The following is a 21,157-nucleotide window of genomic DNA, read 5'->3' on the forward strand; positions in this document are numbered from 1 at the left end:
GCTACGTAAATACGTCGCACACAAAAAACCGCAGCCTGGCTGCGGTTTTTTGTGTCTGGCGCTGGCCTCAGTAGACGAACGTCAGCAGCACGTTGAACACCAGAGCGGCGACGAAGCCGATGGGCGCGGCCTTGAACAGCAGTTGCGGGAACAGCGAGGCACGGCTCTGCTCCGACGTACAGGAGCCAAGAATCAGGCTGCCGCCCGACGAAAATGGCGAAATCGAGGTGGCTTGAGCGCCAACCACAATGGCGATGAACAGCACCATCGGCTCCAGCCCCAGAGCCGAGGCAATCGGCAGCACCATGGGAAACAATGCGGGGGTCACAACGCCCAGGGTGCTGGAGAACAGCGACATGAACGCCGCCACCACGCCAAACACCACAGGGACTAGCACCGGAGGGATGCTGCCGCCGATCCACGACGCCAGTACATCGATGGTGCCGGCCTTGATCGCCACCGAAATCAGCATGCCCACACCGCAGATCATGATCAGCGTGCCCCAGGGCACCGAAGCCATGGCCTTGCGTTCGTCACCCAGTTTCAACAGCAATGCGATCACCGAGAAGATGCTGGCGATCAGGCCAATATCCATCTTCGCGTTGATGAAGCTGATGGTGGTATTGCCAGGCAGTGCGATATGGGCAATCGGCGCAGCCAGGACGATGGCCATCATGGCCAGGGTCAGCCACAAGGTGATCTTCTGCTCACGATTCAGCGCCGTTGGCTCGCTAACATCGAACACGGCGGTTTTCATCGCGCGGCCCTGACGGGTCAGAAACACGAAGGCGGAAATCACCAGCAACGGAATGACCAGGGTACTGACGAAGATCCCGATCGCATTGATGAACGCATCGTTGTCGCTGATACCGGCGTTGGTCATAAGTCCGCGGAAGATGATGCCGCTCTGGCTGGACATGAAATTGGCGCCGCTCAAGGCACCATAGTTCACTGCCATGCCGCCGACGATCAGACTCATGCCGGTGCGCTGGCAGAGCAACAGGGTGATCGGCGCCATGAACGCCAACACCGTGTAATACCCTGCGCCCATTGCAGCGATCACGGTGGCGGTGAAGAACACCGCGAACGGCAGCAACTGCGGCACGCTACGGCAGCGATAAATCAAGTGCTCAGAGAGCTTCTCCAATGTGCCGTTGACCGTGGCGAAGCTGTAGAAGAGGCATACAGAAAAGATGATGAAGAAAATCTTCACCGGCCACATGCTGATGACCTCGGATGGGCTCAGACCCATGCCGAAACAACCGATCAGGTAGGCAAAGGCAATGGCGAACAGACCGATGTTGATCTTGGTCTTGTAGCCGAGGGCTACGGCAGCGACGATCGCCGCAACGACGAGCAGGCTCATCATGATGAAGGCTTCCTATTTGTTGTTCGAATGGGATCAGCAGGTACTGGTAAAGCCGAAAAGTTTGCCGGGGTTATGCACCAACACCTGATGACGCTCGGCCGCATCCGGCAACAGCGTCTTGATCAACTCGAACTGACCGGCATAGTTTGTCCGATCTTCGAACTGGGTGTTGGGCCAGTCGCTGCCCCACAGGAAGCGCTCGACGCCACCCGCCGCCTGGCGCACCTGGGCCAGTAGTGCAGTTGCCCTGAGCGGGTCGGATTTGCTGCGGTATGCGGCCGACAACTTGAGCCATACGCGCGAATCGCCCAGCAGTTGCAGGAAAACCTGGTGGCCGGGGTTATGCGGGTCGATGCCACCAGTCGGCAGGCCGAAGTGGTCGATCACTACGTTCCCACCGGTGGCGACGATGGCCGGCACGATCTGCGCAAGGTCATCGATGCCGCGCTGAATTTCCACCTGCCAGCCACGGCTCGCCAAGCGAACGAAAAGCGCCGTCCACTCAGGCCCGGTGTAGTCCTCCAGCGCCTTGCCAATCAGGTTCAAGCGAATGCCTACCACGCCGGCTGCAGCGAGCTCGTCCAACTGCGCGTCACTGACAGACGCATCAACCACCGCCACACCGCGCAGACGCTCCGGATGACGGCGCAGAGCCTCAAGCATGAAGCTATTGTCAGTGCCTAGAAAGCTCGGTTGGATCAACACCCCGTGGGACAGATCGTGGCTATTCAGATGCTCGAGGTACTGCTCGACCAACGCATCGTAATGCGGGCTGTAACGACGATTGGCAACCATGGGCAGATCTTGGCGAAAGATGTGCGCATGGGTGTCGACGCCGGTAATGGCAGGGCTGGGAATGCTCATGAAGGAAATACCTGATCGATTGTTGTAGAGGCCGGCATCAAGGCCGCCTGCTGTTATAACGACATCCAGTCATATATATGAATAGTTGACCATATATCTGACTCGGACATTCTGTCAATCGACCCGCCGGTGGTAGAGTGGCGCCAGCCTGTGGCAACCGGACAACAACACGCTATGAACGCCTCGACACTCGGATACGACCAACGCCTGCCGCTGTACCAACGTTTGCGTGAGGAGATGCTGGCCAAGATCGCTGCGGGCGAATGGTCGCCCGGTGCGCCGATTCCCACCGAAGCGGAACTGACCAAGCTGTATGGCGTGGCCATCGGCACGGTGCGCAAGGCGGTCGATACGCTGGTCAACGAAGGGCTGCTGCTGCGTAGCCAGGGGCGCGGCACCTTCGTGCGCCGACCGAATTTCGATTCGTCGCTGGCTCGCTTCTTTCGTCAGGTGAATGCCAGCGGCGGCCGGGAGACGCCCAGCAGCCAAATCCTCTCGAAGGAACTGCAGAAGCCCTCCAAGGAGGTTGCCAAGGCACTCGCCCTGAAAAGCGGCGAGCAGGTATTGCGCATGGAGCGTCTGCGGGTAATCGAAGACCGCACCCTGTTCCACGAGGAAATCTGGCTGCCCGCTTCACGTTTCATCGTGTTGCTGGATATCGACTCGAATACCTTCGGTGACCTGCTCTACCCCTTCTACGAAAGGCAGTGCGGCCAGTGCATCGCCTCGGCACGGGAAACGCTCACGGTTGGTTCGGCAAACGCCGAGATTGCCCAGACGCTGTCCATTGGCCAGGGTGACGCTATCGTGGTGATCGAGCGCACCGCCCTGGGCTACGACCGCAGCCCGCTGGAATACCGCCTGTCGCGGGCTGCGGCGGACAACTTTCGCTACCAGATCGATATCTGCTGACCTCCACGAGGCCCTGCTGAGCAGGCGCCTCGCAACTGTTCGTCGCCCTCCAGTCTCCCCCCTCCCGACAAGAGCCAGGCTCGGCCTGACAGCTGCGCCCTTTTCGCGGTCAGGCCAGTGCCTTCTGCTCCTTTCAAGCGCTCACCTGAATAGCCGCCAGAGCCTCTGCCATGGGGCTGCGGTCATTTTCTGACAGGAAAATCTCGGCCGCCCACTATTTAGATTTACGCGGTGCTGCCGAAGTGCTATCAGGTGCTGAAAGAAAGTGTCGCGCGGCAGAAAACAATAATTCCAACAATCAGGAATGCGCCCATGAACAGCTTACGTCGCTTGCCGATAAACCGTCGCCTGTGGCTCATCATGGTGCTGCCGATCCTGATGCTGGTGCTGCTTGGCGGCTACATGCTCAATCAGATCAGCATCGGTCTGTATGCGGGAAAGGCCGAGAAGACCCAGCACGTGGTACAGAGCGCCGTTGGCCTGCTCAAGTACTACCAGGGCCTGGAAGCCAACGGCAGCCTGAGCCGCGAACAGGCGCAGAAACAGGCGATGGAAGTTATTCGCGGGTTGCGCTACGGCGGCCAGGAGTACTTCTGGATCAACGACCAGACGCCGACCATGATCATGCACCCGACCAACCCCAAGCTCGAAGGGCAGAACCTCTCCGGGCTCAAGGATCCGGACGGCAAGGCGCTGTTCAACGACATGGTCGCCATCACCAGAAGCCAGGGCGCAGGCGCGGTCAACTACCGCTGGCCAAAACCAGGCAGCGTCGATCCGGTACCGAAGATTTCCTACGTCGAGCTGTTCCAGCCTTGGGGCTGGATCATTGGTTCCGGCGTGTATGTCGATGACGTGCAGGCCGAATTCAAATCCCAGGCCCTGCGCGCCCTGGCTATCGGCGTACCCGCTACCCTGCTGCTGATCGTTCTGGTGGTGATGATCTCGCGCAGTATCTCCCTGCCCTTGCAGCAAGCGGTAACCGCGATGTCCAACATCGCCAGCGGCGAAGGCGACCTGACCCATACCCTCGACGATCAGGGGCGCGACGAACTGGCCGCCCTGGCCGGACACTTCAACGCCTTCACCGGCAAGATGCGTCAGGTAATCCGCCAGTTGCTCGACTCTGCAGGCTCCCTGGATCAGGCCGCGCGCTCGCTGGGCGAAATTTCCAGCGCTGCGCAGCAGCACAGCCAGCAGCAGGCCCAGCAGATGGAACTGGTCGCCACCGCCGTCAACGAAGTGACCTACGGCGTACAGGACGTGGCGAAGAACGCCGAACACGCCTCCAGCGAAGTGCACACCGCCGAGGAGCAGGCCAAACAGGGCCAGCGCAATATCGACGCCAGCCTGAAGCAGATCGACCAGTTGTCCGGCACCATCGACAAGGCCGTGACGGTGATCCAGTCACTGGCCACGGAAAGCACGCAGATCGGTGGCGTACTGGAGGTCATCCGCTCGATCGCCGAACAGACCAATCTGCTGGCGCTCAACGCCGCCATCGAAGCGGCACGCGCCGGCGAACAGGGCCGTGGGTTTGCCGTGGTGGCCGACGAGGTTCGCCTGCTGGCCCAGCGCACGCAGAAATCCACCGCAGAAATCCAGGGCATGATCGAACGCCTGCAGGGCAACTCCGAGGCCGCGGTAAAAGCCATCAGCGACAGCAGCCGGGCGTCGCAGTTGACGGTCGAACAGGCCAGCCAGGCTGGCGAAAGCCTGGTGCTGATCGCCCAATCGCTGCGCAACCTGACTGGGCTCAACGCCTCCATCGCCAGCGCCACGCTGCAGCAGTCCCATGTGGTCGACGACATCAACCAGAACGTCACCCACACCGCCGGGCTGGCCCACAGCGCCGCCGAGTCGGCCGAGCAATCGAGTGCCGCCAGCCAGCATCTCAAGCAACTGGCCGAGCAGCTCAGCCGCCTGCTGGGGCAATTCCGCGTTTGATGGGAGCTGAATGATCAAGCCCGTATTCGGCCCGGCAGCGGGCCGAATACCTCACGCAGCGAAACCGCCTAAGAAGCTCGTCTCCCTCCCCGACGGAAATGCCGCCCCCTCGTTTGCAAACGTCGGCACCATGCACGATAGACGCCCGCTATAGCATCAATTAGCCATCATTAAACGCTTGCTTTCCCGTACAGAAACAATAGCCTCAGCGTCCTCAGGCCGCCCTTCAGCGCATGCACCTCACTCTGCTCGACGGGGATGGCCACACCCCTCCTAAAGGTACGCTGCACATGTCTCAACCGTTAACGATCGCCCAGCGTTTGGCAATGGGATTCGGTCTGGTGCTTTCGCTGATGATTCTGATCGCGCTGGTGGGCATTCAGCGTGTTCAAGTCATCGACAGCAGTCTTAGCGAGGTCAGCGAAGGTGCCAGCCTCAAACAGCGCTATGCCATCAATTTCCGGGGCAGTGTGCACGACCGCGCGATTGCCATTCGCGATCTGGTACTGGCCCGCGACGCCGCAGCGCTGGATAGCCAATTGCGGAACATCGAGCGGCTGAATGCCTTCTACCAAGAGTCCGCCGCGCCCCTCGACAAGCTGGTTGCGGCCAGCAATTCGAGCGCGGAAGAACAACGCCAGCTCACCCAGATCAAGGCCATCGAGGGCAGTACTCGCGAGCTTACCCAGCGCCTGATAAGCCTGCGCCAAACCGGTGATGTCGAGGGGGCGCAAACGCTGCTGTCCCGAGAGGTTGCAGCCGCCTACCTGGAATGGCTGAAGCGCATCAATACCTTCATCGACTTGCAGGAACGGGAAGTCACCACCAGCCTGGGTGGCGTGCGCGAAACGGCCGGCAGTTTCGCCCTGCTGATCGTGGCGGTGACCACCGTGGCAATTCTGCTCAGCGTGATCGTTTCGATGCTGATCATCCGCCAGATGCGCTCGACCCTCGGTGCCGAGCCCCACGAGGTGGCCCAGGTCATTCAGCGTCTGGCAGGCGGCGCCCTCGACCAGAAAATCGAAACCCGCTACGCCAATAGCGTGATGGGCGCGGTCAAGGACATGAGTGCACGTCTGAGCGATACCATCAGCCAGGTGCGTAGCGCTGCCAACGAGTTGAATCAGTCGTCGGATCAATTACGGGCCACCTCGGCCAGCAACAACCGGCAGTTGCAGGCTCAGTCCGAAGAGGCTGAACAGATGGCAGCGGCTATCAACCAGATGGCTGCAACGGTCAACGAAGTTGCCGGGTATGCCGGCACCGCTGCAGCGGCAACACGCGCCGCCGACACGGAAGTGGAGAATGGCAGCCACCTGGTGATGCAAGGTGGCCAGGCGATTCAGGAGCTGGCCAGCGTGCTCGATTCGGCCGCGGACAGGGTCGAGCAACTCGCCCGCGACAGCAGCAACATCGAAACCATCATCGCAGTGATTACCGCCATCGCCGACCAGACCAACCTGCTCGCGCTGAACGCCGCAATCGAAGCGGCGCGTGCCGGTGAACATGGCCGCGGCTTTGCCGTAGTGGCCGACGAGGTGCGCTCCCTGGCCAACCGAACCCAGGCCTCGACCCGAGAAATCAGCGCAATGATCGAAAAACTCCAGGCCGGCGCCAGCGGCGCCGCGCAGATCATGCAGACCAGCAGTCAGATGGCGCGCAAGACCGTCGAACAGACCACCGCGACCGAGCAGGCGCTAGAGCGCATTCGCCAGGAGGTCGGCGCGATCAAGGACATGAGCGCGCAGATCGCCAGCGCCGCACAGCAGCAAAGCCTGGTGGCCGAGGACGTCAACCAGAACATCAGTCGCATCCACGCCAGTACGGTGGAAACCACTGCCGGCTCCACTCAGGTGTCTGCGGCCAGCCAGGAGTTGTCTTCTCTGGCACGCCGCCTGATGGAGCGGGTGAGTTTCTTCAAGGCCTGATAGCCTGTTCATGACCTTTATGAGCATGAAGCGGCAGCTACAACTTGACGGCGGGCTTTGAGCGAATTCGTAGGAGGGGCTTTAGCCCCGAGCTCTTTACGCCTAGGCAGGCACAATCGCGGCTAAAGCCCCTCCCACTAAAACACGATCGCGACCGGCTGCTCTCGCCACCTAGCTGCCAAAATCGACGAACCTGGGCTAAAAGATCATAAACAGGTCTGAATCAGGCCGACTCGTCGCGCAGGTCAGCCACCACCTGGTTGTAGAGGCCATGCAGCCGCTGCGCCTGATCCGGCTCGAAGGTTTCGCCAAGCAGACGCTGCTCGAACACCTGCTCCGGCGTCAGCTCATCAAGGGTGCTCTGCTCACCGTGCAGGCTGGCCACCGCGGTGCCGCGGGCGCGACGGATACGCAGCACCTCCACCGGCAAGCCTTCGCATAACGCGGCGATACGCACCTGCAGGTCGCTGAGGTAATCGTCGCCTTCGACCTGCACTTCCAGCCAGACCGGGCGCTCGGGCGTGCCGTCGATGGCAGCTTCGGCGAGGGTGGCAGGTAGCGTTTTCAGGGAACCGCGTATCGATTGCAAGGCCTGGAAGCGCGGCACGGGCAGCGCACGCACCTCACGCAAGCCGCCTTCGCCCACGTCCACCAACAGCACCTCCTTCTGCTGGCGGGCTTCGTCGAAACTCAGGGGAATTGGCGAGCCGCTGTAGCGGATATGTTCGAGGCCGCCGACTTTCTGCGGCCGATGAATATGGCCAAGCGCGATGTAATCGGCGGCAGGAAAGGAGGACGTCGGGAAGGCTTCCAGCGCGCCGACGTAGATTTCCCGCACCGACTCGCTGGCACTGGCGCCAACGGTGGTCAGGTGCCCGGTGGCGATGATCGGCAAGGCCGCGCCCAGTTCGGCACGACGCGCCATGGCCAGCTCAAAGAGCGCCTGATAATGCCCGTGGATGGCCTGTTGCAGCGACAGTTGCTTGTCCGCCGCGCTCTGCCCCGCCTCGCTGCGCAACACATCACGCGGGCGGATGAAGGGAATGGCGCAGAGCAGCGCCGCCGGCTGGCCATCGGCGCCAGCGAGCACCAGCAACTGATCCTGCAGGTGAACGCCAACGCCGGGAATCACCCGGGTGCCGAGCTGAGCCAGCAAGGTACGGCTCTCACCGAGCATGGCCACCGAATCATGATTACCGCCGAGCACCACCAGCTGGCAGCCAGTGTCGCGCAAGGCCACGACGAAATGGTTGTACTGCTCACGGGCATAACTGGGTGGCGAGCCGGTGTCGAAAATGTCCCCGGCCACCAGCACCACCTGCACGTCGTGCTCGCGCACCTGGTCGATCAGCCAGGCGCAGAACGCCTGGTGCTCGGCCTGGCGCGTCTTGCCCATGAAGTGCTGGCCCAGGTGCCAGTCGGAGGTGTGCAGAAGGCGCATGAATGGCCCGATCCCGTGACTGAAAAATCCGGCCACCATGCCTTTTCGGCGCTGCCAAGGCAATGGTTTCACATCAGGTAACACACCCTGCAGCGACCGTACCACCTGCGCTGCGAGCCTATTTGCGGCGAATTGCCCGGCACGGGCCGGATCACGGGTCGAACCCTGGCGCCAAGACCTCGGTCGGAAAATCGTTCCCCTCCCCTTACCGATCCCGCTGAGGAGTATCCGCCGATGAGAACCGCGTCCGCCCGCCCCTTCTCCCTGTGCGCCACTGCACTGGCCCTGTTTGGTCTGCTGCACAGTGCCACCGCCCACGCCCAGACGATCGCCCTCGACGTGCCCTACGTGCCCACGCCCGAACCGGTAGTGGCGCGCATGCTGGAAATGGCCAATGTCGGCCCGGATGACTACGTGGTGGATCTCGGATCAGGTGACGGTCGCATCGCCATCTCGGCGGTGAAGGATCGCGGCGCCAAGGCTGCCTACGGTATCGACCTGAACCCGCAGCGCATCGAAGAGGCCGAAGCCAACGCGCAGCAAGCCGGTGTCGCGGACAAGGTGGTGTTCGAGCAAGGCGACCTGTTCAAGAAGGACATCGCCGATGCCGACGTGTTGACCATGTACCTGCTGAACTCCGTCAACATGCGCCTGCGCCCGGTGATCCTCGACACCCTGGAACCCGGAACTCGCGTGGTTTCCCACGCCTTCAGCATGGAGGATTGGGAGCCGGATCGCAGCGATATCGTCGAAGGCGCACGCATCTACCTGTGGATAGTCCCGGCCAAGATTGCCGGCAACTGGCAGATCGAGAGTGAAGGCGAAACCTTTCATGTCGACCTGCAGCAGCGCTTCCAGGAGATCAGCGGCACCACCCAACATCAGGAAAACCTGCGCGGCCGCCTGAATGGCACCGAGCTGCGCTTCGAGGTCGACGGCAAGCTGTACGTCGGCCAGGTCGAGGGTGATCGCATCGAACCGATTTCCGCCGAAGGCGCGGTGACCGGCTGGAGCGCACGACGGAGCTAAGTCATGAACGCACGCACAGCGGCACGACAACCCGGCCTGTCGGTCATCGACGGCGTCGCCATGCTGGTCGGCGTGGTGATCGGCGTCGGCATCTTCGGCTTCCCACCACTGGTGGCCCAGCACGCCGACAATGCCTTCGTGTATATCGGCCTGTGGCTGGCCGGTGGCCTGGTGATGCTGGTCGGCGCGCTGTGCTATGCGGAGCTTGGCGCCAGCTACCCGGATCGCGGCGGTGAATACCACTACCTCAACCTGGCCTGGGGCCGGCAGGTCAGCCTGTTGTTCGCCTGGGCCAGAGGCACGGTGATCCAGACCGGCGCAATCGCCGTGGTGGCGTTCATCTATGGCGATTACGCCCAGCGCCTGCTGCCGTTGGGTGAATATGGCAGCGCCTGGCACGCCACCTTGGTGGTGCTGGCGCTGACCGCACTGAATATCCTCGGCACCCATGAATCCAAACGCCTGCAGGTGCTGTTCACCAGCATCACGCTGGCGTCGCTGGTCACGGTGACCCTCGCCGGCCTGCTGCTGGCCGAGCCGGTTGCGGACATGACGGTCGCGGCCGTGCCTGCGGTAGCGACACAAGCCAGCGGCAACCTGGCGGGCATGCTCGGCATGGGCATGGTTTTCGTGCTGCTCACCTACGGCGGCTGGAACGAGGCGGCCTATCTCTCCGGCGAGCTGCGCAACCCGGCACGCAACATGAGCCGCGTGCTGCTGTTCGGCACGCTGGTGGTGACCGCCGTGTACCTGCTGGCCAATCTGGTGTTCATCAACATCTTCGGCCTCGAAGGCCTGCGCCAGTCGACCGCCATCGGTGCCGACCTGATGACCATCGTCGCCGGCCCCTGGGGCGGCGTGCTGCTCAGCGTGCTGATCTGCATCACCGCGATCAGCACGCTGAACGCCACCATTCTCACCGGCTCGCGGGTGTATTACGCGCTGGGGCGGGACGTACCGCAGTTGTCGATGCTCGGCGCCTGGAACGACCGCGCGGCAACGCCGGTACGGGCATTGCTGGTGCAGTGCCTGATTACCCTGCCGCTGATCCTCTTCGGTGCGTTGAGCGAGAACGGCGTGCAGAGCATGGTGGCCTACACCGCACCAGTGTTCTGGCTGTTCATGTGCCTGACCGCTCTTTCTCTGCTGCGCCTGCGCCGTCTACAGCCGAATCGCGAACGGCCGTTCAGTGTGCCGCTGTATCCACTGATGCCGGTGTTGTTCGCGGGTAGCTGCCTGGCGCTGTTCGTCTCCAGCGCGCTGTATGCGGGTGCGGGAGCGCTGCTTGGCTTGGTGGTGCTAGGCGTCGGGTTGCCGTTGCTGCTGTTGCAAAGGCCTGCTGAGGTGATGCCCAGCGGTTCGAACTGAGGTGGGATCTGTGTTACACAATCTTCCCGCCTTTTAGGAGACTGCTTGCCATGCAGCCGAAACTGCCCATCGAACTGCTGATCTGCGACTGCGACGGCGTACTGATCGACAGCGAGATCATCGCCGAGCGCCACCTGCACGCGGCACTGGCCGAACACTACCCGGCCCATGAGCTGGACGTAGTATTGGCCGGCACCTTCGGCCTGCAGAGCCGTGACATTCTCGCGCGGGTCGAGGCGCACTTCGGCAAACGCCTGCCCGAGGGTTTTCTGGAAGAAAACCGAACCCGCATCAAGGCGCTGATCCGCGCTGAAGTACAGCCGATCGAAGGCGTACGCGATGCCCTGCTGAAGATCGACCTGCCGCTGGCCGTGGCCTCCAACAGCTATGCAGACGCGGTGGCCTTTGCGCTGCAACGCTGCGAGCTGGTCGAACGGGTCAACCGTGGTGCGTTCAGCGCCGACCAGGTCGAGCGCCCTAAACCTGCACCGGACCTGTACCTGCTCGCTGCGGAAAGTGCTGGCGTCGATCCACGCAACTGCCTGGTCGTGGAAGACAGCGTCACCGGCGCGACCGCCGCATTGACGGCCGGCATGCAGGTAGTCGGCTTTCTGGGCGCCAGCCACATTCCACCAGAGCATGGCGTAACTCTGAGCCAGCTTGGCGTTGAGCACCTGATCGAACGTATGAGTGAACTACCGCCATTGGTACAGCGCCTGCAGAACGGCGGCACTTGAGGCGCTAACAGAGCCTGTGCAGCGTCTTACTGCAAGGCGCTCGCCCCGGTTTAGCCGTTAAGACGCTTCCACTCGTCCACCACATCGCCCATGGTGCGTGGCGCTCCGCTGCGAATCCAGGCCATGAACGGCCGGTCGAAACGGAAGCCTGCCCCGCACTGTTCAGACATGAAACGGCGTACTTTCTGGGTACTTCGATAATCGTCGCCAATGGGCGTATCGCGGGTGATGGTGCCGCCATGCCAGTCGAAAGCCATTGCTGCCTCTCTTATTGATCAAAGTCTACGCTACGTTACTAGCCAGGCGATCAGCGCGCCAGCCAGCACCACCAGCCAGGGCGGCAATTTGCCAGCCATGAGTGCGATCAGGGCAAGCAGCGCGAGCACGAAATCCACAGGGCTGAGAATCGTGCTGGTGCCGACCGGCTGGTACAGCGTGGCCAGCAGCAGACCAACCACACCGGCGTTAACGCCGAGCATCGCTGCCTGCACCCGCGGGCGGGTGCGCAGCCGAGCCCAGAACGGCAGCACGCCCGCCAGCAGCAGGAACGACGGCGCGAAGATCGCCAATAGGCATAGCAGGCCGCCGCCCCAACCCGATAGCGGCGCCGGTATGGCGCTGCCGAGAAACGCCGCGAAGGTGAACAACGGGCCAGGCACGGCCTGAGTGGCACCATAGCCGGCCAGGAACAGGTCGTTGCTCACCCAGCCGCTTGCCACCACGTCGGCCTGCAACAGCGGCAGCATCACGTGGCCACCGCCGAACACCAGTGATCCCGTGCGGTAGAACACGTCCACCACGCTCAGAATCGGGCTTTCCAGCGAGAGGGCCAGCACGGGCAAGCCGAACAGCAGCGCCACGAACACCAGCAACCAGAGGGCGCCCGCTTGTTTGCTGATGCTGATGGGCAACCCATCACCCGCGCTTTGCTTGGCGGGCTTGAACAGCACCGCACCCAGCAAGCCGGCGCTGATGATCACCGCCAGTTGCCCCACAACCCCAGGCACCAGCAATGCCAGGCCGGCCGCCGCCAGCATCAGCGCTCGGCGTGGGGTATCCGGGCAAAGCGTGCGGGCCATGCCCCATACGGCTTGGGCGACAACAGCCAGGGCGACGATCTTCAAACCCTGTAGCGCACCAGACGTCAGGGCATCGCCCTGCCCGGCAATGCCCTGAGCGAACAGAATTAGCAGCACCGCAGAGGGCAAGGTAAAGCCGAGCCAGGCGGCCAGCGCACCACGATAGCCGGCCTGGGACAAGCCAATCGCCATGCCCACCTGGCTACTGGCCGGGCCAGGCAAAAACTGACAAAGCGCGATCAACTCCGCATAGCTGCGCTCATCGAGCCAGCGGCGACGGCTGACGAACTCGTCGCGAAAATAACCGAGATGCGCAACCGGACCACCGAAGGACGTCAGCCCCAGGCGCAGAAAAATCAAGAAGATCGACCACGCCCGGCGGTCGTCACGGGAGGCATCAGGCATGCGCTATCTCAATACGAAGCTGCGGCATCAAGCGCTACGCATCGGCATAGCCGCGCTTCTGCGCCTAAATCGTGGGTAAATACGCGCTCCAATGTGCCCTGCCTGTGTGACTTTTTAAAGACACGCTGATCACCCAGAACCTGCTCACGATCTCGGCTGCCCCTCGAGCCAGCACGTTTTTTGAGCCGCACCCTCGCGGCGAATCGTGGTCACACCGCTGTAGCGCAGGATGGCCGCTATCGCTTCGCGCCGGGGGCGACGCTCCTACACGATTGGCGTCCGGCGCTCATCTTGCGTGTAACTCGAGATTGTAGGAGTCGCGCCCTCGCGGCGAATGGTGGTCACACCGCTGGAGCGCAGGATGGCCGCTATCGCTTCGCGTCGGGGGCGACGCTCCTACACGATTGGCGTCGGACGCTCATCTTGCGTGTAACTCGAGATTGTAGGAGTCGCGCCCCCGCGGCGAATGGTGGTCACACCGCTGGAGCGCAGGATGGCTGCTATCGCTTCGCGCCGGGGGCGACGCTCCTACACAATTGGCGTCGGACGCTCATCTTGCGTGTAACTCGAGATTGTAGGAGTCGCGACCCCGCGGCGAATGGTGGTCACACAGTTGTAGCGCAGGATGGCTGCTATCGCTTCGCGCCAGGGGCAACGCTTAGAGGCTGTTCATCATCTGCTGCGCGTCGGCCCTTGCAGAGAAAAGAATCGTGAACCGGTGCTCAGTCGTGCTTCAACGAGCGACTCAGTGCCTTGGCCATATCCTGATCCACGTGCCGGCGCCACTCACGGTCGTCGTCGCTGTCGGGCTGCAAACGCCGTTCGATTTCTGCGTTGGCGCTGGCCTGGCATTGGCGAAACCCGTCATCCCAGCCAGTGGCGTATTGAGGCTCTTTGAGATACACCGGCACGTTTTTGCGAAACGCGCCGAGCGCCTTGGCCGCACTGTTGCCGCTCACGCAACCGTCCTCATACCCGGTGGCGAAGGCCGCAGAGTAGCCCTGCGCCAGCATATAATCGCGGGTGCTCTGGCACGCACTCAGCAACAGCACGAGCAGCACCGCCAGTAACAGCCGGCTCGCGTTGTTCATCGTCATGGCTTCCTCCTTACCCGTTAAGGGCATCGAGCAGTTTTTCCTTCAGCGCGCAGTAGGCCCAGGGGCTGGTGCTGCACGCACCACTGTTCAAGGCAGTACGAAAGCGCAGCAGGTCGACCTGCTGCAGGTAACGCTCGGCGTCCTCGAAGCGCTCGCTGCCACCGAAGCCGCCCTCGCGCATTTCATCAATGGCCTGCTGCTTGCTCCAGCCCTGATAGACGATGCGGTACATGGCGGCTACCAGCCCCGTGCGGTTTTGCCCGTGCTTGCAGTGAATCAACACCGGGCCGTCAGCCTGGGCCTGACGAATGCTGCGCAGCGCCTGCAGCACATCGGCGTCGTCCATACGATCCGCGTGCAACGGTTGATGGATCTGGCGGATGCGCGGGTCGCTCAGCCACTCGGCATCGCTGCGCTGATAGAAGTTGATCACCGTGGCGATTTTCAACTGCTGCAGCTCGCCTTGCTGCGCGGCATTGGGCAAGGCACTGCGATACAGGTCGGGCTGCATGCGGTAGAGATTGAAGGTCTTGTCGACCGTCATCGCCCAACGTGGATCTGCCGGCTTGGCAACGCCCGACTGAACGCCACTCCAGGCAGACGTCAGCGGCAGGCAACAAACAATCGCGAGCAACAGTGCCCGAGGGCTGAAAAGGCTCATCGGCGCTCTCCTTCGCGGGTTGCCTGCAAGCGCATCGGCACTCGCCTCGGGGTCGAGGTTGCGAGGGCAGCCGGGCGATACAGCAGCGCGCGGTAACCGACCACGGCGATCACCCAGTCGAACAGCAGCGTCCACAGGTTGTGGGAGAGGAAGTGCGCGCCTTGCAGCATGCGCCCAAGCGATAACACGCAGCCCAACGTCAACGCGAAGGCGAGTGTCCACCGAGCCAAACGTGGGCGGCGATCACGCAGCGCGAAAAACAGCGCGAGCAGGGAAAAGCCCGAAGACGCATGCCCGCCCGGCCAGCAACGCCCTGGTTTGTCGGTCACGGGGCGCGCACCGATCAGCGGGCTGAACGCCTCTTTACCGCCAAACGCCGTAAGGCTCCACGGGCACTGCACACCGGTGAGGGTTTTCAGCGGCACAACGATGCTCGTCGCCAGGCTCAGCATGAGCACCAAGTACCCCAACTCACGGCGCCAGCTACGCAGTTTCACGGGTAACAGGCTGAACAGGAATGCAGCGATACACAGCACACCCAGAGCGATCACCAGGTTCTTGGCTTGATCGTGCAACACATCTTCCAGCCAGAAACTGCCCTTGCCGATAAACCCCATCGCGGGATCGTAGAAGAGCCTGGCCAAGGCGAAATCCAGCGGCGCGGGATCGATCACCAACAGCAAGGCCATCAAGCCAAGCGGAATGCCCAGCCACAGCTTGAAATCGAAGGGCCGCGAATCGGTTGGCTTAGCGGAAATCAGCATGGTGAAACTCCTCGGCAATCGACGCGATCAGGGATGCTTGGCAACGATTTGCGGCGTGCTCGCTTGCCAGCTCAGCAGGCCTTGGGTAAAGGCGTGACTGGCACCCTGGTAGTAGGCAATGTCGCGCGCCACCAGCGGGTCGTCAGCCTTGACCACGCTTTCGTGGCTGAGCCCCAGCGCATCGTCATGGCGGCGCATGGCTCGCTTGGGGCTGAGGATGGCCAGGTCATGACCGTCGAACAGCCCAAGGTGCTGGTAGTTGCCGATTAACGCCCGGCCCGCGCCAGCGTTGCCGCGCAACACGTTGCGGCCAAAGAAGGTCGAGGTGTAATCGAAGCCCAGCAGCCCTATCAGCGTGGGCGCAATATCGATCTGGCTGGTCAGCGTGGACACCTCGGCCGGCTTGATGATGCCGGGGGCGTAGATGAACAACGGGATGTGGTAATTGGCCACGGGCAGGTCTTCCTTGCCCGCACTGCCGGCGGTGTGGTCGGCGACGAACAGGAACACGGTGTCGGCAAACCAGGGCTTGTTCTTCGCCTCGGCGAGAAAGCGGCCAATGGCGTAATCGGTGTACTTCAGCGCGCCCTCGCGACCACTGCCGGAGGGAATGTCGACGCGGCCGTCCGGGTAGGTATAGGGGCGGTGGTTGGAGGTGGTCATCAATTGCAGGAAGAACGGCTTGCCGGCAGCGTGATCCGCATCGGCGGTGCGCAGGGTTTGCTCGTACAGATCCTCGTCACACATGCCCCAGGCGTTCTGGAAGGTCATGTCGGCAGCAGCCACGCTGCTCTGGTCGATGATCCGGTAACCGTTGCCACTGAAAAACGCGTTCATGTTGTCGAAGTAACCGCGGCCACCGTAGATGAACACGCTGTCATAGCCTTTGTCTTTGAACTGCTGCCCCAGACTGGCATAGCCAGACTCGCGGCCGATGCGCTTGACGATGGAACGCCCCGGTGTCGGCGGCACGGAAAGCGTAATCGCCTCCAGGCCCCGGTCGGTTCGCGTGCCGGTGGCGTAAAGGTTGTTGAAAAACAGGCTCTGGCTACGCAGCGCGTCCAGGTTGGGCGTCAGGCCACGGCTGTCGCCGAAGCTGCCCAGGTAACGGGCACTGAGGCTCTCGATGGTAACCAGCACGACATTGTGGTGCTGCTCAGCCCCCGGATTATCGATAACCCGGCGAATATCCTCCGGGTCTTGGGTGACGAAGCGCGCGTTGCCCTCCGCCACCTCGTTGCGTAACAGCGAACCCACCTGCTGATCAGGCTCGGTGGCATAAAACGTCAAGTAGTCGAGTTCGTTGTTGCGAAACGCGGCAAAGAACTGGAACGGGCCATTACTGGCAAGCTCGTTCTGGTAGGCATTACCGCCCAGGCCACGGGGGAAGCTCTGATTGATCGCCAGCGTCACCAGCAACGCACTGGCGAGCACCGCCCCCCAGGCGCCCAATGCAGCTTTCTTGGGCATTAGCGGTGCGGATACGGCGCGAGTCACGATCCTGTTCATGGCCAGAGTCAGCATCAAGGCCACCATCGCCAGGGCCGCGATCAGCGGATACACCGGATAGGACTCGAGAATGTTGTTGATCACCTCCTCCGAGTAAACCAGGTAATCCACGGCGATGAAGTTGAAGCGCACGCCGAACTCGTCCCAGAACAGCCACTCCGCAGTGGCCGTGAACAGCATGGCGAACAGGCTGACGCCCAGTAAAAGATGAAGAAAAACTACATGCCCGCGGCTGCGCCACACACGATGCGGGCACATCAGCAGATACAGCGAGATCGGCAGCGCCGCATACAACAGGAAGGCCGCGTCGTAGACCACACCGACCGCATAGAGCCGCAGGATCTCGGCGCCACTGGCACCCGCCTCGCCCCAATAGCCAATCAGCAGTGCGCTGCGGGTGAGCAGGAAGGTAACCGCCCAGGCGAGCAGAATAATCGACAGGTAGCGTAGTTGGGCATATCGGAGCTGTGGCATCGTATGATCCTGGCTGGATGAACGAGCGACAGTCTTGCGCTGACCCTGTGAGGGCCTCGTCAATGCCTCGTGAAGAAAACGTCAATTACGGTGAAGAGAACGTTGTATGCGCATTCTGGTAATCGAAGACAACCGTGACATCCTCGCCAATATCCTGGATTACCTGCAGCTCAAGGGTTACGCGGCAGATTGTGCCCAGGACGGATTATCCGGCCTGCACCTGGCCACGCAGGGCCATTACGACCTGATCGTGCTGGATATCATGCTACCCGGCCTGGATGGCTATCAGCTGTGCCGGCGCTTGCGCGAAGAAGCGCGCAGCAGCATTCCGATCCTGATGCTCACCGCACGCGACGCCCTGGAAGATCGCCTGCAAGGGCTGAGCGCCGGGGCCGACGACTACCTGGTCAAGCCCTTCGCGCTGTCCGAACTGGTCGCCCGCATCGAAGCCATCCTGCGCCGCTCCAATGGCAATCGCCAACGGATGCTGGAAGTTGCCGACCTCACCTACGACCTCGACACGTTGAACGTGACCCGCGCCGGTATCCCCATCAAGCTCAACCCACTGGGCATGAAACTGCTCGCCGTACTGATGCAGCGCTCGCCCGCCGTGGTGCGCCGCGAGGCGCTTGAAGAGGCCTTGTGGGGCGACGATTGCCCGGACAGCGACAGCTTGCGCAGCCACATCCACCAGCTACGCCAGGCCATCGACAAACCCTTTGCCACGCCGCTGCTGCAAACCCTGCACGGCGTGGGTTACCGCCTGGTGGCGAATCGCGATGGGCACTAAGCAACCGTTCCGGCGGCGCATTCTTATCGCCTTCGTGACCATGACCATACTGGTCAGCGGCATCTTTTCCCTGAGCATCGTGGCTATCGTTCACCTGATCGAAGAGCACCTGGTTTCCGAAGAACTTGCCCTCGAACTGGGCGCGGTTCTGGAGCAGGACTTGAAGAACGACCAGGCCCCACGCCTTGACGCTAAAACCCGCTTCTATGCCTCGGGCTATCCGCAATACGCTATCCCCAGCCGCTATGCCGACCTGCCGGAGGGCTTCAGCGAGCAGGTCGAGGGCGAGCGAGCGTTCTACATCTTCACCCAGTTCATCGGCGGCGGGCGTTATCTGCTGGTACAGGAACAGAGCGAGTTCGAAAAGCGCGAACAGGTGCTGTTCAACGTCGTGCTGGCCGGTTTTCTGCTCTCCGTACTCGGCGCCCTGGGCCTGGGCTGGATCATGTCCGAACGGGTAATGCGCCCGGTGAGCAAGCTGGCCAATCAGGTACGTCACCGCGACCAGTTGCTGCCACTGGCGCCCGCCCTGGCACCGGAATACCCGGACGACGAAGTCGGCCAGCTCGCGGCGGCCTTCGACAGCACCCTGGGGCGCCTGCGCCAATCTCTGGAGCGCGAACGCCTGTTCACCAGCGACGTCAGCCATGAGCTCCGCACGCCGTTGATGGTCATCGCCAGCTCGTGCGAGCTGCTCGCCCAAGTCGCCCTCGAACCCACCCAACGCAAACAACTGGAGCGCATCGAAAGAGCCAGCGCCGAAATGCAGGATCTGGTGCAGACCTTCCTGCAACTGGCTCGGGTCAAGGGCAACGAAAGCCTCTTCGCGGGCAGCGCCAGCCTGCGGCAGATCGCCGATGAGCAGGTCGATATCTGGTCACCGCTGATGCGCGAGAAAGGTCTCGATTTCCGCCTGGACGTGGAGGCGCAGAACGATGCCGTCTACAACCCGACCTTGCTGCGTACGGTGATGGCCAATCTGCTGCGCAATGCCCTGCACTACACCGAAACGGGCTTTGTGACGTTGACCCTGCACGCCAACGGATTTCGCGTCGAGGACAGCGGCGTGGGCATTCCAGAGCAGCATCATGAGCAGATTTTCGACCCCTTCGTGCGCGGCGAACAGGCCCGTGGCGAAGGGTTGGGCCTGGGCCTCTCGCTGGTCAAACGCATCTGCGCGCACCAGGGCTGGCACATATCGCTACACAGCCTGCCGGTTGCCGGCAGCTGTTTTCAGGTGTCGTTCAAGGTGCCGGCCTAACGCTTTTTTCACATCCTTTTAACGGGTTCATCAGAAGCCGCTTCATAAGATCGGGGCACAACCACCAAGGTGCCTCGCCATGTCCAAACCCAGATCCATCGATCTCGCCTTTTCCGGCAAATACGATCAGAAACATGCTCAGGGTTATCTGCACAAACACCAGGATGGGCTGGCCCGGCGCCTCTCTCACTGGCGCGACGTTCAGGTCGGTCGCAGTGCCTTGCGCCTGGCCAGCGACCCCAACCTGGTACTGGATCTGCCCTGTGGGGCGGGCCGCTTCTGGCCAATGCTCGCCGAACACCCGAACCGGGTGATCCTGGCAGCCGACAACTCCGCCGACATGCTCGCCACCGCCCTCGCCGCCCAGCCGCCAGAAGTGGTCGCCCGGGTGAAAACCTTCAAGACGTCAGCCTTCGATATCGGCCTTGGCAACAGCTCGGTCGACTGCGTGTTCTGCATTCGCCTGCTGCATCACTTCAAGTCGGCCGAGCATCGTCTGGCTGCACTCCGCGAGTTTCATCGGGTCACCCGCGACACGGTGATCGTCTCACTGTGGGTCGATGGCAACTACAAAGCCTGGCGGCGCAATCGCCTGGAACGTCGCCGTGGCGCTGGCGAAAACCGCTTCGTGGTAAGCCGCGACGAGATCGAGCGCGAGTTTCTCGACGCAGGCTTCCAGGTGCTCGGCCACCGCGACTTTCTGCCCGGTTATGCCATGTGGCGCACCTACGTACTGCGCAAGCGCGAGGTGCTGTGATGGCCACGCTACTCGGCTTTCAATCGGCCGTTCAGCCCAGCTCCACCTTCGAGCGCTGGTGGCAGCGCAGCGGCACCTGGGTGGAACCCCTAAACCAGCGCCGCGATGGCGAAAGCGGCGTGCAACTGCTGCAACCACGCAACCCGTCATCCCCAGCGCTGTACAGCAAACGCCAGACCGGCCACCTGTATCGCAGCCTGCGCCATCCCTGGGGCCGCCCGACCATCGCCCGTGAGCTGCTGGCCTACCAGGCGTTCGCTCGGCTGGGCGTCACCGTGCCCACACTGGTGTACGGCTCGGCAAGAAAACAAGCCGGGCAATGGCAGGCGCTGTTGATCACCCAGGCACTGCCAGGCTTTATCAGCCTCGACCAGTGGTACGCAGAGGAGCGAAGCGCCGAGCAGTCGATATGCATGCTGACGGCATTGGCCAACACCCTGAAGCGCCTGCATCAGGGCCGTTGGCAGCATGGTTGCTGTTATGCCAAGCATATCTTCGTGAAGGTCAGCGATCTTGAGGACAACTCACCCAGCGCAGAGATCGCCCTACTCGACCTGGAAAAAAGCCGTCGCCGCTGGCGCAAAAAGGATGCCTCACGCCACGACATGCGCCAGCTCAAACGCCATCGCGGGGCGATGCCCGACGAAGATTGGGATTTTCTGATGGAAGCCTATGCATCATTGATGCAGCGCTAAAGTGCGCTGCCGCGCCTGCCGGTAAACGTATTAGCCGAATCAGTGCATCCACGTCAGCGTCAATACTGTT

19 protein-coding genes and 1 pseudogene are annotated in these 21,157 nt (G+C 62.1%); 11 read left to right on the top strand and 9 right to left on the bottom strand.

Features of this window, described 5'->3' with window-relative positions; genetic code table 11:
- Positions 1 to 67: 67 nt before the first annotated feature.
- Positions 68 to 1,369: an SLC13 family permease gene (locus tag ACZ0AI_RS11350; protein ID WP_463565833.1), complete on the bottom strand. Its 1,302-nt coding sequence runs from the start codon at positions 1,367 to 1,369 to the stop codon at positions 68 to 70.
- A gap of 33 nt (positions 1,370 to 1,402) precedes the next feature.
- Complete coding sequence (locus ACZ0AI_RS11355; RefSeq protein ID WP_463565834.1) at positions 1,403 to 2,233, bottom strand: amidohydrolase family protein; 831 nt, start codon at positions 2,231 to 2,233, stop codon at positions 1,403 to 1,405.
- A gap of 174 nt (positions 2,234 to 2,407) precedes the next feature.
- On the opposite strand from ACZ0AI_RS11355, the gene ACZ0AI_RS11360 reads away from it, so the two are divergent.
- The 4 genes and pseudogenes from ACZ0AI_RS11360 (at position 2,408) to ACZ0AI_RS11375 (ending at position 7,020) form a co-directional block, all read left to right on the top strand.
- Positions 2,408 to 3,145, top strand: a complete 738-nt coding sequence (locus ACZ0AI_RS11360; RefSeq protein WP_463565835.1) for a GntR family transcriptional regulator — start codon at positions 2,408 to 2,410, stop codon at positions 3,143 to 3,145.
- A 402-nt stretch (positions 3,146 to 3,547) separates the two neighbouring features.
- Positions 3,548 to 4,234, top strand: a pseudogene (locus tag ACZ0AI_RS11365) (cache domain-containing protein); the annotation flags it as partial.
- A gap of 123 nt (positions 4,235 to 4,357) precedes the next feature.
- Positions 4,358 to 5,092 (top strand): methyl-accepting chemotaxis protein, encoded by a 735-nt coding sequence (locus tag ACZ0AI_RS11370; protein ID WP_463566104.1) that lies wholly within the window; start codon positions 4,358 to 4,360, stop codon positions 5,090 to 5,092.
- Positions 5,093 to 5,382: 290 nt separating this feature from the next.
- Positions 5,383 to 7,020 (top strand): methyl-accepting chemotaxis protein, encoded by a 1,638-nt coding sequence (locus tag ACZ0AI_RS11375; protein ID WP_463565836.1) that lies wholly within the window; start codon positions 5,383 to 5,385, stop codon positions 7,018 to 7,020.
- 223 nt (positions 7,021 to 7,243) lie between these two features.
- Here the strand turns inward: ACZ0AI_RS11375 and sbcD are convergent, their stop codons facing one another.
- The gene (gene sbcD, locus ACZ0AI_RS11380; protein ID WP_463565837.1) at positions 7,244 to 8,461 is read right to left on the bottom strand and encodes an exonuclease subunit SbcD; all 1,218 of its coding nucleotides are present in this window, start codon (positions 8,459 to 8,461) and stop codon (positions 7,244 to 7,246) included.
- Positions 8,462 to 8,695: 234 nt separating this feature from the next.
- On the opposite strand from sbcD, the gene ACZ0AI_RS11385 reads away from it, so the two are divergent.
- Genes ACZ0AI_RS11385 through ACZ0AI_RS11395 form a run of 3 tightly spaced genes read left to right on the top strand, consistent with a single transcriptional unit; the run spans position 8,696 to position 11,595 of the window.
- Positions 8,696 to 9,490, top strand: a complete 795-nt coding sequence (locus tag ACZ0AI_RS11385; RefSeq protein WP_463565838.1) for a methyltransferase domain-containing protein — start codon at positions 8,696 to 8,698, stop codon at positions 9,488 to 9,490.
- Between the two features lie 3 nt (positions 9,491 to 9,493).
- On the top strand, positions 9,494 to 10,858 hold the full coding sequence (locus ACZ0AI_RS11390; protein WP_463565839.1) for an APC family permease: 1,365 nt from the start codon (positions 9,494 to 9,496) through the stop codon (positions 10,856 to 10,858).
- A gap of 50 nt (positions 10,859 to 10,908) precedes the next feature.
- Positions 10,909 to 11,595 carry an HAD family hydrolase gene (locus tag ACZ0AI_RS11395; protein WP_463565840.1) on the top strand — a complete coding sequence of 229 codons (687 nt, stop codon included), beginning with the start codon at positions 10,909 to 10,911 and terminating at the stop codon, positions 11,593 to 11,595.
- Positions 11,596 to 11,645: 50 nt separating this feature from the next.
- On the opposite strand, the gene ACZ0AI_RS11400 is transcribed toward ACZ0AI_RS11395, so the two are convergent.
- The 6 genes from ACZ0AI_RS11400 to ACZ0AI_RS11425 all read right to left on the bottom strand — a co-directional run bounded on the left by ACZ0AI_RS11400 (position 11,646) and on the right by ACZ0AI_RS11425 (position 17,584).
- Positions 11,646 to 11,852 carry a DUF6434 domain-containing protein gene (locus ACZ0AI_RS11400; protein ID WP_463565841.1) on the bottom strand — a complete coding sequence of 69 codons (207 nt, stop codon included), beginning with the start codon at positions 11,850 to 11,852 and terminating at the stop codon, positions 11,646 to 11,648.
- A gap of 30 nt (positions 11,853 to 11,882) precedes the next feature.
- Positions 11,883 to 13,079: a chromate efflux transporter gene (gene chrA, locus ACZ0AI_RS11405; RefSeq protein ID WP_463565842.1), complete on the bottom strand. Its 1,197-nt coding sequence runs from the start codon at positions 13,077 to 13,079 to the stop codon at positions 11,883 to 11,885.
- Positions 13,080 to 13,801: 722 nt separating this feature from the next.
- Positions 13,802 to 14,176 (bottom strand): hypothetical protein, encoded by a 375-nt coding sequence (locus ACZ0AI_RS11410; protein WP_463565843.1) that lies wholly within the window; start codon positions 14,174 to 14,176, stop codon positions 13,802 to 13,804.
- A gap of 10 nt (positions 14,177 to 14,186) precedes the next feature.
- Complete coding sequence (locus tag ACZ0AI_RS11415; protein ID WP_463565844.1) at positions 14,187 to 14,837, bottom strand: dual specificity protein phosphatase family protein; 651 nt, start codon at positions 14,835 to 14,837, stop codon at positions 14,187 to 14,189.
- Entirely contained in the window at positions 14,834 to 15,601 is a 768-nt protein-coding gene (locus tag ACZ0AI_RS11420; RefSeq protein WP_463565845.1) for a phosphatase PAP2 family protein, read from the bottom strand. Before ACZ0AI_RS11420 ends, ACZ0AI_RS11415 begins: the two co-directional genes overlap by 4 nt.
- Before the next feature lie 27 nt (positions 15,602 to 15,628).
- A complete protein-coding gene (locus tag ACZ0AI_RS11425) occupies positions 15,629 to 17,584 on the bottom strand; it encodes an LTA synthase family protein (protein ID WP_463565846.1) in 1,956 nt (651 codons plus the stop codon).
- 106 nt (positions 17,585 to 17,690) lie between these two features.
- On the opposite strand from ACZ0AI_RS11425, the gene ACZ0AI_RS11430 reads away from it, so the two are divergent.
- The 4 genes from ACZ0AI_RS11430 to ACZ0AI_RS11445 all read left to right on the top strand — a co-directional run bounded on the left by ACZ0AI_RS11430 (position 17,691) and on the right by ACZ0AI_RS11445 (position 21,087).
- Positions 17,691 to 18,374, top strand: coding sequence for a response regulator transcription factor (locus tag ACZ0AI_RS11430; protein ID WP_463565847.1), 684 nt, complete (start codon positions 17,691 to 17,693; stop codon positions 18,372 to 18,374).
- Complete coding sequence (locus tag ACZ0AI_RS11435; RefSeq protein ID WP_463565848.1) at positions 18,364 to 19,635, top strand: sensor histidine kinase; 1,272 nt, start codon at positions 18,364 to 18,366, stop codon at positions 19,633 to 19,635. The genes ACZ0AI_RS11430 and ACZ0AI_RS11435 overlap by 11 nt, the downstream gene beginning before the upstream one ends.
- Before the next feature lie 79 nt (positions 19,636 to 19,714).
- The gene (locus ACZ0AI_RS11440; RefSeq protein WP_463565849.1) at positions 19,715 to 20,392 is read left to right on the top strand and encodes a class I SAM-dependent methyltransferase; all 678 of its coding nucleotides are present in this window, start codon (positions 19,715 to 19,717) and stop codon (positions 20,390 to 20,392) included.
- Positions 20,392 to 21,087, top strand: coding sequence for a lipopolysaccharide kinase InaA family protein (locus ACZ0AI_RS11445; protein WP_463565850.1), 696 nt, complete (start codon positions 20,392 to 20,394; stop codon positions 21,085 to 21,087). Before ACZ0AI_RS11440 ends, ACZ0AI_RS11445 begins: the two co-directional genes overlap by 1 nt.
- Positions 21,088 to 21,157 lie beyond the last annotated feature (70 nt).

Source organism: Pseudomonas sp. AC355, assembly GCF_979258205.1.

Coding starts and splice junctions, on each gene's coding strand:
- ACZ0AI_RS11395 (WP_463565840.1), top strand. CDS start 10,909: ATGCAGCCGAAACTGCCCATCGAACTGCTGATCTGCGACTGCGACGGC.
- ACZ0AI_RS11420 (WP_463565845.1), bottom strand. CDS start 15,601: ATGCTGATTTCCGCTAAGCCAACCGATTCGCGGCCCTTCGATTTCAAG.
- sbcD (WP_463565837.1), bottom strand. CDS start 8,461: ATGCGCCTTCTGCACACCTCCGACTGGCACCTGGGCCAGCACTTCATG.
- ACZ0AI_RS11400 (WP_463565841.1), bottom strand. CDS start 11,852: ATGGCTTTCGACTGGCATGGCGGCACCATCACCCGCGATACGCCCATT.
- ACZ0AI_RS11425 (WP_463565846.1), bottom strand. CDS start 17,584: ATGCCACAGCTCCGATATGCCCAACTACGCTACCTGTCGATTATTCTG.
- ACZ0AI_RS11350 (WP_463565833.1), bottom strand. CDS start 1,369: ATGATGAGCCTGCTCGTCGTTGCGGCGATCGTCGCTGCCGTAGCCCTC.
- ACZ0AI_RS11415 (WP_463565844.1), bottom strand. CDS start 14,837: ATGAGCCTTTTCAGCCCTCGGGCACTGTTGCTCGCGATTGTTTGTTGC.
- ACZ0AI_RS11440 (WP_463565849.1), top strand. CDS start 19,715: ATGTCCAAACCCAGATCCATCGATCTCGCCTTTTCCGGCAAATACGAT.
- ACZ0AI_RS11390 (WP_463565839.1), top strand. CDS start 9,494: ATGAACGCACGCACAGCGGCACGACAACCCGGCCTGTCGGTCATCGAC.
- ACZ0AI_RS11385 (WP_463565838.1), top strand. CDS start 8,696: ATGAGAACCGCGTCCGCCCGCCCCTTCTCCCTGTGCGCCACTGCACTG.
- ACZ0AI_RS11370 (WP_463566104.1), top strand. CDS start 4,358: ATGGAACTGGTCGCCACCGCCGTCAACGAAGTGACCTACGGCGTACAG.
- chrA (WP_463565842.1), bottom strand. CDS start 13,079: ATGCCTGATGCCTCCCGTGACGACCGCCGGGCGTGGTCGATCTTCTTG.
- ACZ0AI_RS11430 (WP_463565847.1), top strand. CDS start 17,691: ATGCGCATTCTGGTAATCGAAGACAACCGTGACATCCTCGCCAATATC.
- ACZ0AI_RS11360 (WP_463565835.1), top strand. CDS start 2,408: ATGAACGCCTCGACACTCGGATACGACCAACGCCTGCCGCTGTACCAA.
- ACZ0AI_RS11355 (WP_463565834.1), bottom strand. CDS start 2,233: ATGAGCATTCCCAGCCCTGCCATTACCGGCGTCGACACCCATGCGCAC.
- ACZ0AI_RS11375 (WP_463565836.1), top strand. CDS start 5,383: ATGTCTCAACCGTTAACGATCGCCCAGCGTTTGGCAATGGGATTCGGT.
- ACZ0AI_RS11445 (WP_463565850.1), top strand. CDS start 20,392: ATGGCCACGCTACTCGGCTTTCAATCGGCCGTTCAGCCCAGCTCCACC.
- ACZ0AI_RS11410 (WP_463565843.1), bottom strand. CDS start 14,176: ATGACGATGAACAACGCGAGCCGGCTGTTACTGGCGGTGCTGCTCGTG.
- ACZ0AI_RS11435 (WP_463565848.1), top strand. CDS start 18,364: ATGGGCACTAAGCAACCGTTCCGGCGGCGCATTCTTATCGCCTTCGTG.